20 protein-coding genes and 2 tRNA genes are annotated in these 15,322 nt (G+C 40.3%); 11 read left to right on the top strand and 11 right to left on the bottom strand.

Features of this window, described 5'->3' with window-relative positions; genetic code table 11:
* Window positions 1–7: 7 nt before the first annotated feature.
* Window positions 8–81: transfer RNA gene (locus tag NBH16_RS11480), tRNA-Pro, on the bottom strand.
* A gap of 199 nt (window positions 82–280) precedes the next feature.
* Here NBH16_RS11480 and NBH16_RS11475 point away from each other — a divergent pair.
* From NBH16_RS11475 to NBH16_RS11460, 4 genes are all read left to right on the top strand, one after another.
* A tRNA-Phe gene (locus tag NBH16_RS11475) sits at window positions 281–353 on the top strand.
* A 251-nt stretch (window positions 354–604) separates the two neighbouring features.
* Window positions 605–1,822, top strand: coding sequence for a site-specific integrase (locus NBH16_RS11470; protein WP_122289879.1), 1,218 nt, complete (start codon window positions 605–607; stop codon window positions 1,820–1,822).
* A 71-nt stretch (window positions 1,823–1,893) separates the two neighbouring features.
* The gene (locus tag NBH16_RS11465) at window positions 1,894–2,598 is read left to right on the top strand and encodes a hypothetical protein (RefSeq protein ID WP_147378977.1); all 705 of its coding nucleotides are present in this window, start codon (window positions 1,894–1,896) and stop codon (window positions 2,596–2,598) included.
* A gap of 2 nt (window positions 2,599–2,600) precedes the next feature.
* The gene (locus NBH16_RS11460; protein ID WP_087375404.1) at window positions 2,601–3,236 is read left to right on the top strand and encodes a hypothetical protein; all 636 of its coding nucleotides are present in this window, start codon (window positions 2,601–2,603) and stop codon (window positions 3,234–3,236) included.
* Between the two features lie 198 nt (window positions 3,237–3,434).
* Here the strand turns inward: NBH16_RS11460 and NBH16_RS11455 are convergent, their stop codons facing one another.
* Together NBH16_RS11455 and NBH16_RS11450 are read right to left on the bottom strand one after the other, a co-directional pair.
* Window positions 3,435–3,716 carry a helix-turn-helix domain-containing protein gene (locus NBH16_RS11455; RefSeq protein ID WP_122289883.1) on the bottom strand — a complete coding sequence of 94 codons (282 nt, stop codon included), beginning with the start codon at window positions 3,714–3,716 and terminating at the stop codon, window positions 3,435–3,437.
* A gap of 4 nt (window positions 3,717–3,720) precedes the next feature.
* On the bottom strand, window positions 3,721–4,008 hold the full coding sequence (locus NBH16_RS11450) for a helix-turn-helix domain-containing protein (protein WP_087375433.1): 288 nt from the start codon (window positions 4,006–4,008) through the stop codon (window positions 3,721–3,723).
* Between the two features lie 339 nt (window positions 4,009–4,347).
* On the opposite strand from NBH16_RS11450, the gene NBH16_RS11445 reads away from it, so the two are divergent.
* From NBH16_RS11445 to NBH16_RS11420, 6 genes are all read left to right on the top strand, one after another.
* Window positions 4,348–4,656, top strand: coding sequence for a helix-turn-helix domain-containing protein (locus tag NBH16_RS11445; protein ID WP_016661717.1), 309 nt, complete (start codon window positions 4,348–4,350; stop codon window positions 4,654–4,656).
* The gene (locus tag NBH16_RS11440) at window positions 4,637–5,869 is read left to right on the top strand and encodes a virulence-associated E family protein (RefSeq protein WP_122289885.1); all 1,233 of its coding nucleotides are present in this window, start codon (window positions 4,637–4,639) and stop codon (window positions 5,867–5,869) included. The genes NBH16_RS11445 and NBH16_RS11440 overlap by 20 nt, the downstream gene beginning before the upstream one ends.
* A gap of 331 nt (window positions 5,870–6,200) precedes the next feature.
* Window positions 6,201–7,181, top strand: coding sequence for a toprim domain-containing protein (locus tag NBH16_RS11435; RefSeq protein WP_122289887.1), 981 nt, complete (start codon window positions 6,201–6,203; stop codon window positions 7,179–7,181).
* 156 nt (window positions 7,182–7,337) lie between these two features.
* On the top strand, window positions 7,338–7,721 hold the full coding sequence (locus NBH16_RS11430; RefSeq protein WP_250788562.1) for a MobC family plasmid mobilization relaxosome protein: 384 nt from the start codon (window positions 7,338–7,340) through the stop codon (window positions 7,719–7,721).
* Window positions 7,687–8,610: a relaxase/mobilization nuclease domain-containing protein gene (locus NBH16_RS11425; RefSeq protein WP_122289891.1), complete on the top strand. Its 924-nt coding sequence runs from the start codon at window positions 7,687–7,689 to the stop codon at window positions 8,608–8,610. Before NBH16_RS11430 ends, NBH16_RS11425 begins: the two co-directional genes overlap by 35 nt.
* A gap of 3 nt (window positions 8,611–8,613) precedes the next feature.
* Window positions 8,614–9,339, top strand: a complete 726-nt coding sequence (locus NBH16_RS11420; RefSeq protein WP_250788560.1) for a hypothetical protein — start codon at window positions 8,614–8,616, stop codon at window positions 9,337–9,339.
* 41 nt (window positions 9,340–9,380) lie between these two features.
* Here NBH16_RS11420 and NBH16_RS11415 read toward each other — a convergent pair whose 3' ends face one another.
* The 5 genes from NBH16_RS11415 to NBH16_RS11395 form a co-directional block, all read right to left on the bottom strand.
* Window positions 9,381–9,713 (bottom strand): helix-turn-helix domain-containing protein, encoded by a 333-nt coding sequence (locus NBH16_RS11415; RefSeq protein ID WP_005645903.1) that lies wholly within the window; start codon window positions 9,711–9,713, stop codon window positions 9,381–9,383.
* 130 nt (window positions 9,714–9,843) lie between these two features.
* Window positions 9,844–10,263: an RteC domain-containing protein gene (locus NBH16_RS11410; protein WP_250788558.1), complete on the bottom strand. Its 420-nt coding sequence runs from the start codon at window positions 10,261–10,263 to the stop codon at window positions 9,844–9,846.
* Window positions 10,217–10,456, bottom strand: coding sequence for a hypothetical protein (locus tag NBH16_RS11405; RefSeq protein WP_250788557.1), 240 nt, complete (start codon window positions 10,454–10,456; stop codon window positions 10,217–10,219). The genes NBH16_RS11410 and NBH16_RS11405 overlap by 47 nt, the downstream gene beginning before the upstream one ends.
* A 31-nt stretch (window positions 10,457–10,487) precedes the next feature.
* Complete coding sequence (locus tag NBH16_RS11400; protein WP_122289899.1) at window positions 10,488–11,420, bottom strand: helix-turn-helix transcriptional regulator; 933 nt, start codon at window positions 11,418–11,420, stop codon at window positions 10,488–10,490.
* Complete coding sequence (locus tag NBH16_RS11395; protein ID WP_122289902.1) at window positions 11,417–12,043, bottom strand: Type 1 glutamine amidotransferase-like domain-containing protein; 627 nt, start codon at window positions 12,041–12,043, stop codon at window positions 11,417–11,419. Before NBH16_RS11395 ends, NBH16_RS11400 begins: the two co-directional genes overlap by 4 nt.
* A gap of 824 nt (window positions 12,044–12,867) precedes the next feature.
* On the opposite strand from NBH16_RS11395, the gene NBH16_RS11390 reads away from it, so the two are divergent.
* Window positions 12,868–14,094 (top strand): site-specific integrase, encoded by a 1,227-nt coding sequence (locus NBH16_RS11390; RefSeq protein WP_250788556.1) that lies wholly within the window; start codon window positions 12,868–12,870, stop codon window positions 14,092–14,094.
* Window positions 14,095–14,159: 65 nt separating this feature from the next.
* On the opposite strand, the gene NBH16_RS11385 is transcribed toward NBH16_RS11390, so the two are convergent.
* From NBH16_RS11385 to NBH16_RS11375, 3 genes are all read right to left on the bottom strand, one after another.
* Window positions 14,160–14,462: a helix-turn-helix domain-containing protein gene (locus NBH16_RS11385; RefSeq protein WP_250788554.1), complete on the bottom strand. Its 303-nt coding sequence runs from the start codon at window positions 14,460–14,462 to the stop codon at window positions 14,160–14,162.
* A 6-nt stretch (window positions 14,463–14,468) separates the two neighbouring features.
* Window positions 14,469–14,765, bottom strand: a complete 297-nt coding sequence (locus NBH16_RS11380; protein WP_250788552.1) for a helix-turn-helix domain-containing protein — start codon at window positions 14,763–14,765, stop codon at window positions 14,469–14,471.
* 246 nt (window positions 14,766–15,011) lie between these two features.
* Window positions 15,012–15,305 (bottom strand): helix-turn-helix domain-containing protein, encoded by a 294-nt coding sequence (locus tag NBH16_RS11375; protein ID WP_250788550.1) that lies wholly within the window; start codon window positions 15,303–15,305, stop codon window positions 15,012–15,014.
* Window positions 15,306–15,322: the final 17 nt, after the last annotated feature.

The raw sequence follows: 15,322 nt of genomic DNA, 5'->3' as shown, positions 1-15,322 counted from the left end.
TGATGAGTCGGGATGAGAAGACTCGAACTTCCGACCTCCACGTCCCGAACGTGGCGCGCTAGCCAACTGTGCTACATCCCGTTTTTTTGTATCGTTGTCTCGATTACGGGTGCAAAGGTACACATTGTTTTTGAACCTGCAAGAGAAAAGTGGATTTTTTTGCAGGAAAAATAGATAATTTACTGTCCTGTGAATTTTTCTTTCAAAACATTTGCTGGATTAAAAATAATACCTACCTTTGCACCCGTAATCGAAACAACGATATACAAAACGACATGATGGTGCCATAGCTCAGTTGGTAGAGCAAAGGACTGAAAATCCTTGTGTCCCCGGTTCGATTCCTGGTGGCACCACTTTTTAAGAATGAAAAACGATGTAAATCCCTGAATTTCAAAGAAGTTCGGGGATTTTTCATTTCCAAGAACAGGCAAAATCAGTGGGATTGGAGCAAACTATACGTCCTTATTCAAGGGACTGGTTTTAAAAGCCCGAAATGTTCCACTACGAGGTATTTATTTCATTCTTTTACAGCATGTTGCGCTATTTTACATAACAGGGTTCTCGGTTCGATTTCCTAACTTTGTATCATTAAAAATTGAGCCGTATGGAAAGAAAAAGATTCAGCGTGTTGTTCTTCATCAAGCGTAGCAAACTGTTAAAAAACGGGGAAGCACCCGTGCGTGTGCGTGTCACTTATGACCGCTTATACGTGGAACTTCAACTAAAGCGGAGCGTAAAAGTCCCACTTTGGTCGCAGGAAAAAGAGAAATCGACAGGCAAAGACCGAAACTCCGTAGAACTTAACCATTACATTGACGCCCTGCGTGTGAAATTCTATCAAATTTACCAAGACTTGGAACTGGAGGGAAAGATTATCTCCGCACGTGCCATAGTGAACCGCTATCAGGGAAAGGACGAGACTTTCAAGACATTGTATAATGTGTTCAAGGAGCATAACGACAACTGCCGGAAGCTAATCGGGACGGATTATGCCGATATTACCGTAAGACGTTACGATAACTGCCTTAAATACCTCATGGAACTGGTTAAACGTGACTACAAGGTAGATGATATACTACTGCGTGAGGTAAACGGGGAACTGGTGCGTAAATTCGATTTATACCTAAAGACGGAGAAACATTGCGCACAGAACACCGTTATCCGGTACATGAAATGCTTCAAGAAAGTGATAAACCTTGCCATTGCCAACGAGTGGCTGACAAAGAACCCGTTTGCCGGAATAAAGTTTCACGAGGTGGAGGTAAACAAACAGTTCCTAAGCCAAGCCGAGATAAACCGGATATGGCAGAAAGAGTTCAGGATTGAACGGCTGGAACTGGTACGGGATGTTTTTATCTTTTGCGTATATACCGGACTGGCATTCATAGACGTGTATAATCTGCGCCCCGAACACGTTTCAGAGGACAGCAACGGCAACCTGTGGATAGTGAAACCCCGTGAAAAGACAAACAACCTCTGTAACATCCCGCTTTTGAGCATTCCCAAACAGATACTTGAAAAATATAAGGATAACCCCTACTGCATGGATAAAGGAACTTTGTTGCCCGTTCCCTGCAATCAGAAGATGAACAGTTACCTGAAAGAGATTGCCGACCTGTGCGGAATCAAAAAGAACCTGACCACGCACACAGCCCGCCACAGTTTCGCATCGGTTATCGCACTGGCTAACAACGTGTCACTGCCGAATGTGGCTAAAATGCTGGGGCATTCATCTACCCGAATGACACAGCACTACGCAAAGGTATTAGACCAAACGATACTAAGGGATATGCAATACGTAGAGAAACAACTTAGCAAATAGAGAAGGCAAATTCTATTTACTTATCACAAAATAATTTTGTATTTTTGCAGACAATTTATTATTTAAGAAACATGAAAGATAATATAGACAGTAAAAATATCGGAAATCGGAAATTTATTATCGAATTGCGATTTGAGCCCAAAGTATCAATGTTAGATAAAAAAGGAGCTATAGTAGAACTTATCGAAAAAGCTAAACCTTTCAACATTTTTCATTGGGAAATTGGACAAGGAGAAGTAACAATACGAGACCATGAAAATAAAGAAGAAACCTCTAATACCATTATCGTAACTTTTAATCGGTTTAATTTTATATCTAACAAAATTAATTCTATAGAGGAATTTTATTCAAAATTTGAAAAAATATACAATGCAATTACAACAGCTTTAGGTGATTTGGTTATAAAAAGGATTGGCTGTAGAATTATCGGAACATACAAAGTTAAATCCAGTGATTATAATACAATCCTAAACAAGTTTAAAAACTCATTCCCATCTAAATTTTTTATCGATAAGTATCCAGCGAAAGACTTTTTATTTAATTTAGTATATGAAAATGGAATGTATCAAATAGGTCCATTAAATCAAGAAGATGATTTTTATGATAGAGAGTTTAGGAACAAAGATAGAGTACAGCATGTTGGTATCGCTATTGATACCGATAACTATTTGACAAATGAACTTAAAAACATAAATGACAAAAGTTTAATAAAAGATATCTATACCCTTTCCTTATCCGTAGAAAAAGATTTATTTGTTAATTTGGCTGATTTTTAAATATGGGGACTTATAAATCAAATAGAAAGAACCAGTTCTCGTCTTCAAATAAAGCTGCTAGTGAATATGATTTAAGTTCCAGTTTTAAAAAAATCAAGAACTATTCAAAAAGAGGTAGACAATCTGATTCTGAATATATAAGTTCTGAATCAGATTCTCAATATTCCAATAATAAAAATCATACAGTAAGTAGTTCTGAAGTATATTCTCCTGAAACATCAACTGGTCAGCACTTATGGAATAATTACTATAGATTAGAAGACAAATTTTCCAATTACACTTCTCAAAATGAAAATGCCCATACTGATTTGAGAAGAGAACTGGAAAAGAAGATAGATGATGCGAAAAAAGAGATAATGAATTCCATAAAAGATATACAAATTGACATCAAAGAAAAATTACCAATCCAATGGTATATATGGACAATTATTGGGCTTGTGGCTATTGCTACAATTTGGTACACATTTTCTTATTCCACTCTTCTAAATAACCAAGAAAAGGTTGAAAAAGAAATTGTTAATATACATAATAGTCAAAACAGTTTAGAACACGAGATAAAAAACATATCAACAAATATTACAAGGATAGAACAGGATAATAATAAGAAGAAGCAACATGATTCAAATAAAAATCAGTAAAATATATGATATAAATGCAATTATTTAAAACTGTAAATTCAATTGAAAGCCAGCAATATTGATTCTTTTCACAATATTGCTGGCTTTCAATCAATCAAACAATATAGCAAACAAGACAGCTATATTTCAATACTTCAATATTTCAATCTTTCAAGAAAGCAAGACATCAATAAAACAAGATTTCATGTTTTCAAGATTTCATTTTCTGTAATGCCTTTCCAGCAGGTCTAAAATCTCGCTTTCCCGGTAGATGATTTTTCCCGGAAGCTGCACGTAGCCCAGCAGCCCCGTGTCCCTGTAATCCTGCAACGTCCGTTTGCTGATGCAAAGCCGCCTGCACACCTCATTGCCCGTCAGGTAGTGTTCACCGTTCAATACCGGGCGATAGTTCATTACCACGTACTCCACGTTTTCCAGTACCCTATCAAGGGAAGAAAACAGCACCAGCGTGGTTTCGGAATCTTTCGTTATCAAATCCATACGCCTACTTTTTAGAATTGTCCCTTACTTGGTCGAGCAGAAATGTTTCCACGTCCGAAGCCTTGTAGTAAATCTTGCCGTTTATCTGCGAATAAGGCAGTTTCCCCGTATCACGGTAGGTCTGCATCGTCCGGGCTGAAACATTCAGCAAACGGCAGGTCTCGCAGTTATCCAGCCACTTGTCACGCTTCCTGCGCAAAGGCACGCAGAGCGCATCCACACGCCCCACAAAATTTTCAAACCTCTGTTTCCAAAGTTCAAACGTTTTCTTTTCAATCGTCACTATTTCCATAACCGATATATTTATTCTTGTCAATACTCCGTTTTTCTTCACTGGTGCAAATATATAAGGCTGAATGACAGGTTGTTTCTTCCTGTCCGCAAATGACCTTGCGTGTCTGAAAATGTCCACCGCCAACCCAACAACAACACGAAAGAAATGAACCGATAACAAAAAACCTGTTTTTTCTCCACTTACTAAATAAGTAAGGTAATGAACACAAAGCCGTTTTCTATTTGCCGACATTAATTTGGTGCAGAGCGCAGCAAAGCGATTCCAAACGGCTAACGCTTTGTTTTTTACCGATTTTTCTTATTTTATTTGTGGTGCTAATTCAAAAAACAAGCACCTATGAACAATCCTTTCGAAGAAATTTTCAAGCGGCTGGAGAACATCGAAAAGATGATTGCCCCGGTCACGGGCGTACAGCCCGAAGAACGGCAGGACGGAAAAGAGCCTGTGTTAGTCAAAATATCCGTTGCCAGCGGCATAACCGGGTATTCGGTCAATTACCTGTACCACTTAGCCAGTAAGGGGATGATACCGTGTGTCAAGCGTGGGCGTACCCTGCGTTTTGACATGGAGGAACTCAAAAAGTGGATGCAGCAGCAGTATGTCCCGGCTTCTAACAGACTTCCCGATGAAAAAGAAAAGAAGTGATGATGCACGGCATATCGAGGGCTGGCAGTCAAAGAACGAGCGCATTGAAAGCCTGTTGAACGTCCTGTACGATTTCCGGTTCAATACCGTAAAGAGCCGGACGGAATACCGGGCTGCAAGTTCTTCGGGCTTGTACCAGCCCGTTACAAAATTCGTTCTGAACTCGTTCAGGCGCAGGCTGGACGCAACCGCTGGTATCGTCACCTCTGCCGAGAACATCCGTACCATACTGGAAAGCGATTTCGCAAGAAAGGTACATCCCATACGGGAATACTTCAACGCCCTGCCGCTTCTCAATCCAACCGAACACGGGCATATCGGCAGGCTCCTGAACACGGTACAGGTAGCCAACCCCGGCAAATGGGAGGAATATTTCACGAAATGGCTTATCGGTGTGGTAGCCAACGCCATGAATGACACGGGGTGTCAGAACCATACTTGTTTGGTGCTGACCGGGGACAGGCAAGGGCAGTTCAAATCGTGGTGGCTGGACACCCTTTGCCCGACACCGCTTAAGAACTACCTGTTTACCGGAAAGATAGACCCGCAGGGCAAAGACATCCTGACACTGATAGCCGAATACCTGTTCATCAACATTGACGACCAGCTAAAGGAACTCAACAAGCAGAACGAGAACGCATTGAAGAACCTTATCACCACCCCGGCGGTGAAATACCGCAGACCGTATGACGTTTACATAGAGGAATACCCCCACCTCGCCAGCTTCATGGCTTCGGTGAACGGCAACGAGTTCCTGACCGACCCGACAGGCAGCAGGCGTTTTTTGCCGTTCGAGGTGCTGCACATAGACAAGCCCACGGCAGAAAGTATTCACATGGATAACGTCTATTCCGAAATCATGTACCTGTACCGTCAGGGCGTGCGCTACTGGTTCAATGATGCGGAGATTGGAGAACTGCACCTGAACAATGCGGAATTTGAGGTGCAGACAATCGAGTTTGAAATGCTGACGCAATATTTTGAGAAGCCGACAGAGGAAGAAGAACCCCATTTTTTTATGACAACAGCGCAAATACTGGCACGTTTACGGGATATATGCGCCATGCAGCTATCTGAAAAACGGCTGGGGGAAGCGTTGCGTAAAGCCGGGTTCAAACGGGTACAGAAACGCATCAACAAACAGAATTATTCGGTATATGGGTACAGAATAAAGCCAGTCCCGGCATCCTCTACAAATGACGATTACGGTTAGCACGGTCATTTTACGATTGGTTATTACTGCAACGCAGTAACCGCCACAGCAAGATGTATTTTTACTTTATAGTCTGTATATCAAACATTTAACAGTGGCGCAGTAAGCAGTAAGATAAAACCGTAAACTTTTGGAAAAGTTTGGAAAAAGAAAAAACGCAGAAAATATCAAGGTTATATTTCTATCTTCTTTTGAAGAAAGAACTTACTTATCTTACTGCATAAGGGATAATCCGCTGAAAGAAAAAGAATTATGCGCAGAAACATAGTAACTTTTCTTCTTACTGACTTCTTACTGTGCTACTGCAATTTATCATCAAAAAATAAAGATTATGACCTACAAGGAAGCCAACAATATCAGTATCAAAGACTACCTGAACTCTTTGGGAATCCAGCCCGTCACGGAAAAAGGGAATTACGGAATGTACCGCAGCCCCTTACGGGAGGACAACACGCCAAGTTTCAAGGTGGATTACAACGCCAATTTGTGGTGTGACTACGGAACTGGCGAGGGCGGGACGCTCATCGACCTTGTGATGAAGCAGCACGGGTGCAACGCCTACGGCGCTATCTGCCGACTGGAACAGGGCAACACCGCCTCTTTTTCCTTTCACGGGAAAGACTTGCCCGAAAGGGACACGCAAAGGCAAGCAGCCAGCCCGATAGAAATACGCAAAATACAGCCGTTACAGAATCCGGCACTCATGCGCTATTTGCAGGAAAGGGGGATTTCTCCCGGAACGGCAGCCCCATACGTGCAGGAAATGTATTACCGTATCGGTGGAAAGCCTTATTTTGCGCTGGCGTTCAGGAATGATTCAGGAGGTTATGAACTCCGCAATCCCCGTTTCAAGGGCAGCACATCGAAAGACATCACCCATATACGGCAGCAGGGAGAGCCGAGAGATACCTGTTTCGTGTTCGAGGGATTTTTGGATTTCCTCTCGTTCCTCACTATCCGGCAACAGAAAAGCCCGGATATGCCCTGCACCGACTGGCAGGACTACGTTATCCTGAACTCCACCGCCAACACGGATAAAGCCTTATATCCGTTGGCTGATTACGGGCATATACATTGTATGCTTGACAATGACGAAGCCGGGAGAAAAGCGGTTGAAGCCATAAGGCAGGAATACAAATGGCGTGTACGTGACGCATCACACCTGTACAGCGGTCACAATGACCTGAACGACTATTTGCGTAGCCTTAAAGTGAAACAATCCCAAGACTTGACAGTTACCGACAAGCCCCAGCCGGAGCAGGATAACAGACAAAATCCGGGTGAAAAAAGAAAGAGAGGGCTAAGGATGTGACCTGCAAGACTGGCGGCATGAACAGACGGCAGGCTGTGTGATTAGGGAGAGCAAGGTTATGTTTCGGTAAACCGAAACACCTTGCTTTGCTTGACAGCAAAGAAAATTTCTCCCGTTGGTCGCAATTTTTAAGATACCACCTAAAAGCAAAAAACTATGACAGAGATAAGGAACAAACCGGGAGGTTGCCCAGCAAAAAGCCGGATAGACAAGCAGAACCGAGTAATCAGTACGAAGCTGACCGAGTTACAGTTTTACGCAATCAGGAAGCGAGCCACCGAAGCCGGGCTGCGTGTCAGTGAGTACGTCCGGCAGGCTGTCGTTTCGGCAGAGGTAACGCCCCGGCTGAACAGGCAGGATGCGGACACTATCCGCAAGCTGGCGGGCGAAGCCAACAACATCAACCAGTTAGCGCACCGGGCGAATGCCGGAGGTTTCGCACTGGTGGCGGTGGAACTGGTGAAACTCAAAAACAGGATTGTTGAAATCATAAACCAGTTGTCGGATGATTGGAAAAATAAAAAAGGGAAGCGGATTTAAGGGCTGCGTGAACTATGTACTCGGCAAGGAACAGGCTACTTTGCTTCATGCGGAGGGAGTGTTAGCGGAAAGCAACCGGGACATCATACGCTGTTTCATACTGCAAGCCGGGATGAACCCCAATATGAAAAAGCCTGTCGGACATATTGCGCTAAGCTATTCCCCGGTGGACGCACCCAAGCTGACAGACGGGAAAATGATACAGCTTGCGCAGGAGTACATGCGTGAAATGAAAATCACCGATACGCAGTACATCATCGTGCGCCACCAAGACCGGGAACATCCGCACGTGCATATCGTGTTCAACCGTATAGACAACAACGGCAAGACCATTTCGGACAGGAACGACATGTACCGCAACGAGCAGGTATGCAAAAAACTGAAAGCCAAACACGGGCTTTATTTCGCTAAAGGCAAGGAGCATGTAAAGCAGCACCGTTTGAGAGAACCGGACAAATCCAAATACGAGATTTACAATGCCGTAAAGGATGAAATCGGGAAGTCCAAGAACTGGCAGCAGTTACAAACCCGGCTGGCGGAAAAGGGTATCGGGATTCATTTCAAGTACAGGGGACAGACTGGCGAAGTGCAGGGCATATCCTTTTCCAAAGGCGAATACACGTTCAAGGGTTCGGAAATAGACCGCAGTTTCAGTTTCTCCAAACTGGATAAATGTTTTGGGGATGTAGGGCAGACGACAGTTGGAAACAATAAGCAGACGATTTCCGTACCTGTTCAGGAGCCAGTGCAGACACCGTGCAAAGCCGACAGTCCGTTACTGGCAGGCTTGGGCGGTCTGTTCTCCGCTTCATCCTCTCCGGCTGATGAAACGCCCGACAATCCCGGTGAAAGAAAAAAGAGGAAAAAGAAACGACACTTAAAATTATAGGACATGGAAGATAATTTAATTTTGGAGGGGCTTCTCTCTATGGCTACGGAACTGAAAGAACGGCAGGAGAAGCAGGTCACGCCTGCCAGCCGGGAGGAAACGATTAACCGACTGGATGTTATCGAACAGCGCATTTCGGATATGCAGGGCAAATCCGGCATCCCTGAAAATACGGTGCAGGAGATTCTAAACCAAATCGGCAATATTAGAAAAGGGCAGTCCGAGAACCAAAAACAAGACCTTGAAGATATAAAGGGGCTTATCGTGACCTCGCACCGATATTTCAGGGAACGGTTAAAAGTGTTGTTCCCGGCTGATGATACACCGACCGGAGAAGCAACGCCCGTTTCATGGTACGGCAAACTGACATACCGGGTAACTCCCTATTTAAAACCTAATTTTTTTCTTCTTTCAGCAGGGATTATTATCTGTATCACTTCGCTAATCCTGAATGTCCGTTTTACGGAACGGATGCAGCGGTTACAGGACAACGATATAAAATACCGCTATATCCTGATGAAAGGAAAGACAGACGGCAGCAGCCTTGATTTGCTGGAAACGAGGTTCAGCCGGGAACGGGATAACGCTTTCATCCGAAGCCTGACCGATTCGGTACAAAACTTTGAATACCGTAGCAGGAAGCAGGCGGAAGCGTTGGAACGGGCAAGGCTGTTAAACGAACAAGCAGAGCAACTAAGAGAAGAAGCCGACAAGCTGGGCAAGCCATAAACCAAAGCAAAGCCGGAGCAGAACCGCCCCGGCTTTCAAATTCACTTCTTTTTCTTCGTACAGTGTTCTTTCTCGAACTGGCGCAAGGTGGTAACACTAAACCGCTCCTTGATGAACTCCCGGACATCGGAAGCCTTGTAGTACACTTTTCCGCTGATTGTGAAGTATGGCAGCGCACCGATAGCCCGGTAGCGTTGCAGGGTCTTGATACTCACTTTGAACAACAGACACAAGTCCTGATTATCCAACAGGTTGTCATCTTCGGGTAGTACCCTGTCGGCATTGCGCAGTACCCGTACATCCTTGCAGAGTTCTTCCAGTTTGGCGTACAGTTTCTGCATCCATACGCTGAAATCGTCATTGTCTATATACATGATTGCTTCATTTTTCTGATTATACATTATTGTTTGTCAATCGATTGATGAAGCAAAGTTCAGAAAACAAGCGTAAAGAAATTACGGGGGAACTAATGGAATCCCCTATAAATAAATTCTAAGTCACTGATTATCTATACCCTTTCTTGTTATGTTCCTTTTTGATAAGTTCTGCCAATCCATTAAGAAACTCGGTCAGTTTGCCCGGCTTCCGCTTTATCACGTCCTCATGTTTTTGGTAACAGTCACCTATTCTGATATTGAACAGCCATTCAAAGGCTTTCGACAAATCCACCAAGTAGGCGGATTTACCGTTCTGATACACGATGTCTTTGGAAAGGAACAGACCGCTTACCATTTCCATGATGTTGATAAGGGTCGTTTTGTCAGCGAGATATAGAGGGGAAAGTGTTTGTTTGCCAATCCGTTGTTTGAATTGTTCCGGGTACTTGATGCGCCATTCGATAAGGCGAATTTCGGTGTTTAAAAGTCCTATCGCTTCATCAATTAAGTACAAATAGGGCATTTTTTTCTTGCTCAAACCGCACACGGTACGATTTGAGACGATACAAGCCAAAGGAGAAATAACGCAGTAACACGCTATAATCCTGCTCATTAATACTAAAATCGGCTACATGGGCAGCTAATTCATTAATAGCTTCTATCAACTCGGATGCAGAAACTTTACGTTGTGAATATTCCGACAATAAGCGGAAAAATCTTTGGTCGAATATTTTTTTCATTTAGTCGATTAAAAATACTATTTGACAGCAATCAAATAGAAATGTTATTGATAATATTTTTAACTTCATGTTTTAAAGAATCTGGCCTTATTATAGTTGCACTATCTGCAAAAGACAAATACCAATGTGCAAACTTACTGATTGAAAATGTTAGAAAATGAAGCTCAAACATATCTCCTATCTCTTTCTCAGATGTTAATCCGTAATAATATTTATCATCATTCATTATGGAGGTTTTATTCTTTTCTATTCTTATAACGATTTCATGTAATTTTTCTTTGTCATAAAACTCGCGTATGAATTTTTCCAAAGGAGGATGCTCCCGTGATTGTAATTCATCAAGAATGTGCATTTTTTGAATTCTATCTATCCGAAATGTAAGATAGGTTTCTTTGGGAAGATAAAAGCCTATTAGATACCAGTTAGTTCTTGAAAAGAAAATTCCAACAGCTTCAATCTTTCGTTCTGAAACACTTAACGCATTACTTCCCAAATAAGATATTTCAATAATTCTTTTTTGGTATATACTTTGTAGAATAAGTAAAAGAATATCAGGTTTATAGGTGGATGATTTATAAGTATCCAATACAGACATGCACTTTTCCATTGTTTCTAACATATTTTTGTCTGCAAAACGCATGACAGACCTAATCTTTTCTATTCCAGACTTATAATGTTCGTTGCTATTTGAATCAGTTAGTTCATGTACTAATTTCTCTGCAATCAAAAAGGACAAAGCCTCTTTTTGAGTAAACATTAGAGGAGATAATTTGAATCCTTCTGCAAGTGAATAACCAATACCGGGATTTCCTATGATAGGAATTCCTGCCTCTTCCAATGTTCTTATATCTCGATATACAGTGCGAATGCTTATATTAAAACGTTCTGAAATTTGCTGTGCTTTCACTAACGAGTGCGATTGTAACTGAATCAATATAGCAGAAATACGGTCTATTCTATTCATTTTGCATCTTTAATTTGAATATTTGAATCTTCAATAATAACAGCTTGTTTATTACTTATAGGAATAAGCTGCAACTTCTCATTATATAGTTGAACTATCTTTTCACCTTTTTTCTTGAATGGAAAATTTCCATAATGGGGAATCGTATAAAAATCGACCAAATCTAAAGAAGTACAGTCTTTCAATTCAGGAGCCTTTTCTATTGGATCAAAATTCACACTTCTCATATATTCTGCATCGGGAGAGGCTATTATTGCTCCGGCAGATTCCCCAATATACAGTTTACCCAATTGCACTTGTTTAGATATAATTTTATCAACACCTTTTCTTTTTAACTCTTGCAAAAGGAAAAATGTATTTCCACCTGTTATGTAGATATAATCGCATTTATGTAATATAGAAGATATTTCCTCTTTGGACAGTTGGGTAATCTCGACTTCTTCAACAATCATTCCTGCTTCTTCTAAAGCTTTTTTCCCTTTTTTTACATAGAATCGTATTGATTCTGTAAGGCTTGCAGTTGGTATAAAAGCTATAATTTTCCCTTGCAAATCTTCTTTGGCACAATCGACAAATAGATTAGCAACATCAGCAAATGATGAGCATAAAAATAATCTTTTCATATTCTATAATATTAAGTTGAATTCTTTTTGATACAAAGATAGCGTCTTCTATGACAGCCCTATGTCAGTAAGTCTAATATTGAAGAGTTTTTTTCATCAAAACAATCCATTATTGAAATTTACCCAATTTGTAATGTGGCTGCACGTTTCGAAACCAGTGGGGTTTATGTAGTTATACATATTGCTTGATAAAAATACTCCTTTACGATTCAATCTATTGGGAAAATTGATACCTGACATTTTGACTAAAGTTCTTTCTATATACTTCATGGATATTGAAAACCTTCCGTCACATAGCCTGCAATTCTTCTTAATGATACAGAGAAAAATCCTCAAAACAACTCCTAAAAGAATGCTGAACAAAATTCAAACAGACTCTTAGTAGTAAATAAAAAAAAGTTCTTGAAAATATTGATAATTCCAAATAAATATCTACCTTTGCACACAGAAATCGAACCTAAGACACAAACTTGTGTTGAACGGTGCAAAGTTGTGAAAACCTTATTCAAGGGACTAACATCGTAATAAAGATATAACTTATTGAGAAATAGTGCTATATAAACCGATTTTCGGTTGCTGGTGGCACCACTTTTAAAAGACTTCAAATTTGGTAAATCCCTGAAAATTAAACATTTTAGGGATTTTCTTTTTCTCCCAATCCGCATATTTTTGGCAAAATAACGCACTTCCGTAGTGCTAAATCGTGGACAATTTTAGTCTCGCAAAAAATGTCCACGAATTGTACCGTAAGTCGTTGATTGTCTTATCGTTTAATTCTTGCTATTCTGCACGATTCAGTAACTTTAAACATTAATTTTTAGAGTATGAAACGACAGACTTTCAACGTACTGTTCTTCATCCGCAAAACAAGAACAGTAAAATCAGGTGAAACACCTATCATGTTACGGATAACTATTCAAGGTCAATTAGCTGAAATGCAGCTAAAACGGACCGTTAAGCCTGAACTTTGGTCGCAAGCCAAAGAACGGTGTACAGGTAAAGATTCTAAATCAGTAGAAGTAAACCGTTATCTGGAATCGGTAAAATTACGCTTGTATGAGATTCATCGGACTTTGGAAGATGAAAACAAACTAATTAATCCGATGGAGATTAAAAGACGTTTTCTCGGACTGGATGAAAAACATAAGATGTTCTTTGAAGTATTCCAAGAACACAACGACAAATGCAGAGAACTGATCGGCAAGGATTACGCAAAGGTCACTATCTCCCGTTTTGATACATGCTTGAAGTATTTTAAAGAAATGCTTCTAAAACAGTATCATCTAAAGGATATTCCGATGAAAGAAATAAATAATGCCATCATTCAGGATTATATTCATTTCTTGAAATCAAAAAAGAATCTGCAAGAAAATACAGTTATCCGTTACATGAAAGTAGTCAAGAAGATTACTAATAGGGCTCTTGCAAATGACTGGATAGATAAAAATCCGTTTATGAATATCCATTTTCATGAGCAGGAAGTACATAAGGAGTTTCTAACCAAAGAAGAATTAGAAATTTTACGGACTAAAGTTTTCAATGTGCCACGTTTGGAGTTGGTACGTGATATTTTCTTATTTCAGTGTTGGACTGGATTAGCGTTCATAGATGTATCCGAATTGAAGCCTGAACATTTGGTAACAGATAATGAAGGTAACATCTGGATAAGAAAGGCTCGCCAAAAGACAAAAATCATGTGTAACATTCCACTCTTGGATATTCCGTTAGCTATATTGGATAAATACAAGGGCTATCCGCTTTGCGAAAAGAAAGGTACATTATTACCCGTTCCATGCAACCAAAAGGCAAACAGTTATTTAAAGGAAATAGCTGATTTCTGCGGAATTAAAAAGAACCTGACCACTCATACAGGGCGTCATACTTTTTCGACTGTCGTTACGCTGGCTAACAATGTTTCATTGGAAAATGTATCTAAGATGCTCGGTCGTACCAATACGAAAATGACACAACGGTACGCAAAAGTATTAGATCAGAGTATTCTCCGAGACATGCAGAATGTACGAGAAAATTTCTCTCCTAAAACCACCTAAAGATGAAAACGGCTACCCAATCCATTCGGACGGTAGCCATTTATCTATCTTCATTATATTAAAAGCTAAAGAGAATAATCTTCTATATTATAGGTAGAACGAAACCTATCTTCCAAAACCTTCCTAATATCCGATTCACGAAATAGCACTTTGCCCGGCAGTTGAATAAAAGGGAAAATACCATCATCCCGATAATACTGTAAAGTTCTACGGCTGATTTTGAGAATGGAACAAAGTTCTTCACTTGTCAAATACCGTTCACCCTCAAACATGGGCTTATTATTCTTCAATGCATATTCTATATAAGGTAAAGCCCTATCTAACGATTGCAATAATTCTTGGCTATCCTCATTCGTGTACAAATCCATAAGTAATTATTCTTTAATGGTTACTTTTATTCTACCTGAATCCAATAATTTTTGTACTTCGGCAACCTTATAATATACTTTCTTACCAACAGTCGAAAAAGAAAGTTTGCCGTTCTCCCGTAAAGACTGTAATATTCGCAGAGAAATATTTAGCGAAGCTGCCAATGTCTTGCCCTCTATCCATTCTTTCTCAATACACATATCAGAGGGAGATAAAGAAGTATTATCTGCCAATGATATAATCTGTTCCAGCTTCTTTCTAAAAGAATCGAAGGAAACTCTTTCTATTGCTACTATATCCATATATAAATTACTTTTCAAAATTCATTTTCTTTTAAAGTAAGTTTTTCAGAACTCAATATGAAACATTGACAAAGGTAAGTTCCGCATTTAGCCTGTTCAAGTCCAAGCCTTCGGTTTAGAAGAAAATCTTCCTCTCACTATGTTCGAGCGTATTTTCATCTAAAGACTTGCACAGACTAAATACTTCACTAGATAAGTCAATGATTCAAATTAAATTCCGAAAAACAATGTTTTGAGAGTGGCAGGTTATTCCTTCCAACTTTCAAAGTAGTGCTTTTGGAGCAGTTTGTCAATATCACTTTGGCGGTAGATGATTTTGCCTTTTATCTGGATAAAGGGGATTAATCCTGTATCTCGCCATTCTTGCAAGGTTCGCAAACTGACATTCAGTTTCTTGAAAACTTCATGGTTAGAAAGAAAGCATTCCCCGTTCAGGTGAGGTTTGTAATGCTTGACAATAGTTTCAATGCCATTCAGCATTGAATCGAGCGAAGAAATAAATTCTTTGACTTGCGGTGTATCTTTATTTATAAGTTCCATGATTGAAAAATTGTTTT

It is taken from the genome of Parabacteroides sp. Y3-G-102 (assembly GCF_023656845.1).
Lineage (GTDB): Bacteria > Bacteroidota > Bacteroidia > Bacteroidales > Tannerellaceae > Parabacteroides > Parabacteroides distasonis.
Note: the sequence above shows the minus strand (reverse complement) of the source record. Positions and strands in the feature narration are given on the sequence as shown.

Coding starts and splice junctions, on each gene's coding strand:
- NBH16_RS11385 (WP_250788554.1), bottom strand. CDS start 14,462: ATGGATTTGTACACGAATGAGGATAGCCAAGAATTATTGCAATCGTTA.
- NBH16_RS11395 (WP_122289902.1), bottom strand. CDS start 12,043: ATGAAAAGATTATTTTTATGCTCATCATTTGCTGATGTTGCTAATCTA.
- NBH16_RS11420 (WP_250788560.1), top strand. CDS start 8,614: ATGGAAGATAATTTAATTTTGGAGGGGCTTCTCTCTATGGCTACGGAA.
- NBH16_RS11435 (WP_122289887.1), top strand. CDS start 6,201: ATGACCTACAAGGAAGCCAACAATATCAGTATCAAAGACTACCTGAAC.
- NBH16_RS11375 (WP_250788550.1), bottom strand. CDS start 15,305: ATGGAACTTATAAATAAAGATACACCGCAAGTCAAAGAATTTATTTCT.
- NBH16_RS11440 (WP_122289885.1), top strand. CDS start 4,637: ATGAAAAAGAAAAGAAGTGATGATGCACGGCATATCGAGGGCTGGCAG.
- NBH16_RS11430 (WP_250788562.1), top strand. CDS start 7,338: ATGACAGAGATAAGGAACAAACCGGGAGGTTGCCCAGCAAAAAGCCGG.
- NBH16_RS11405 (WP_250788557.1), bottom strand. CDS start 10,456: ATGAAAAAAATATTCGACCAAAGATTTTTCCGCTTATTGTCGGAATAT.
- NBH16_RS11455 (WP_122289883.1), bottom strand. CDS start 3,716: ATGGATTTGATAACGAAAGATTCCGAAACCACGCTGGTGCTGTTTTCT.
- NBH16_RS11415 (WP_005645903.1), bottom strand. CDS start 9,713: ATGTATATAGACAATGACGATTTCAGCGTATGGATGCAGAAACTGTAC.
- NBH16_RS11425 (WP_122289891.1), top strand. CDS start 7,687: ATGATTGGAAAAATAAAAAAGGGAAGCGGATTTAAGGGCTGCGTGAAC.
- NBH16_RS11380 (WP_250788552.1), bottom strand. CDS start 14,765: ATGGATATAGTAGCAATAGAAAGAGTTTCCTTCGATTCTTTTAGAAAG.
- NBH16_RS11465 (WP_147378977.1), top strand. CDS start 1,894: ATGAAAGATAATATAGACAGTAAAAATATCGGAAATCGGAAATTTATT.
- NBH16_RS11470 (WP_122289879.1), top strand. CDS start 605: ATGGAAAGAAAAAGATTCAGCGTGTTGTTCTTCATCAAGCGTAGCAAA.
- NBH16_RS11400 (WP_122289899.1), bottom strand. CDS start 11,420: ATGAATAGAATAGACCGTATTTCTGCTATATTGATTCAGTTACAATCG.
- NBH16_RS11390 (WP_250788556.1), top strand. CDS start 12,868: ATGAAACGACAGACTTTCAACGTACTGTTCTTCATCCGCAAAACAAGA.
- NBH16_RS11460 (WP_087375404.1), top strand. CDS start 2,601: ATGGGGACTTATAAATCAAATAGAAAGAACCAGTTCTCGTCTTCAAAT.
- NBH16_RS11450 (WP_087375433.1), bottom strand. CDS start 4,008: ATGGAAATAGTGACGATTGAAAAGAAAACGTTTGAACTTTGGAAACAG.
- NBH16_RS11445 (WP_016661717.1), top strand. CDS start 4,348: ATGAACAATCCTTTCGAAGAAATTTTCAAGCGGCTGGAGAACATCGAA.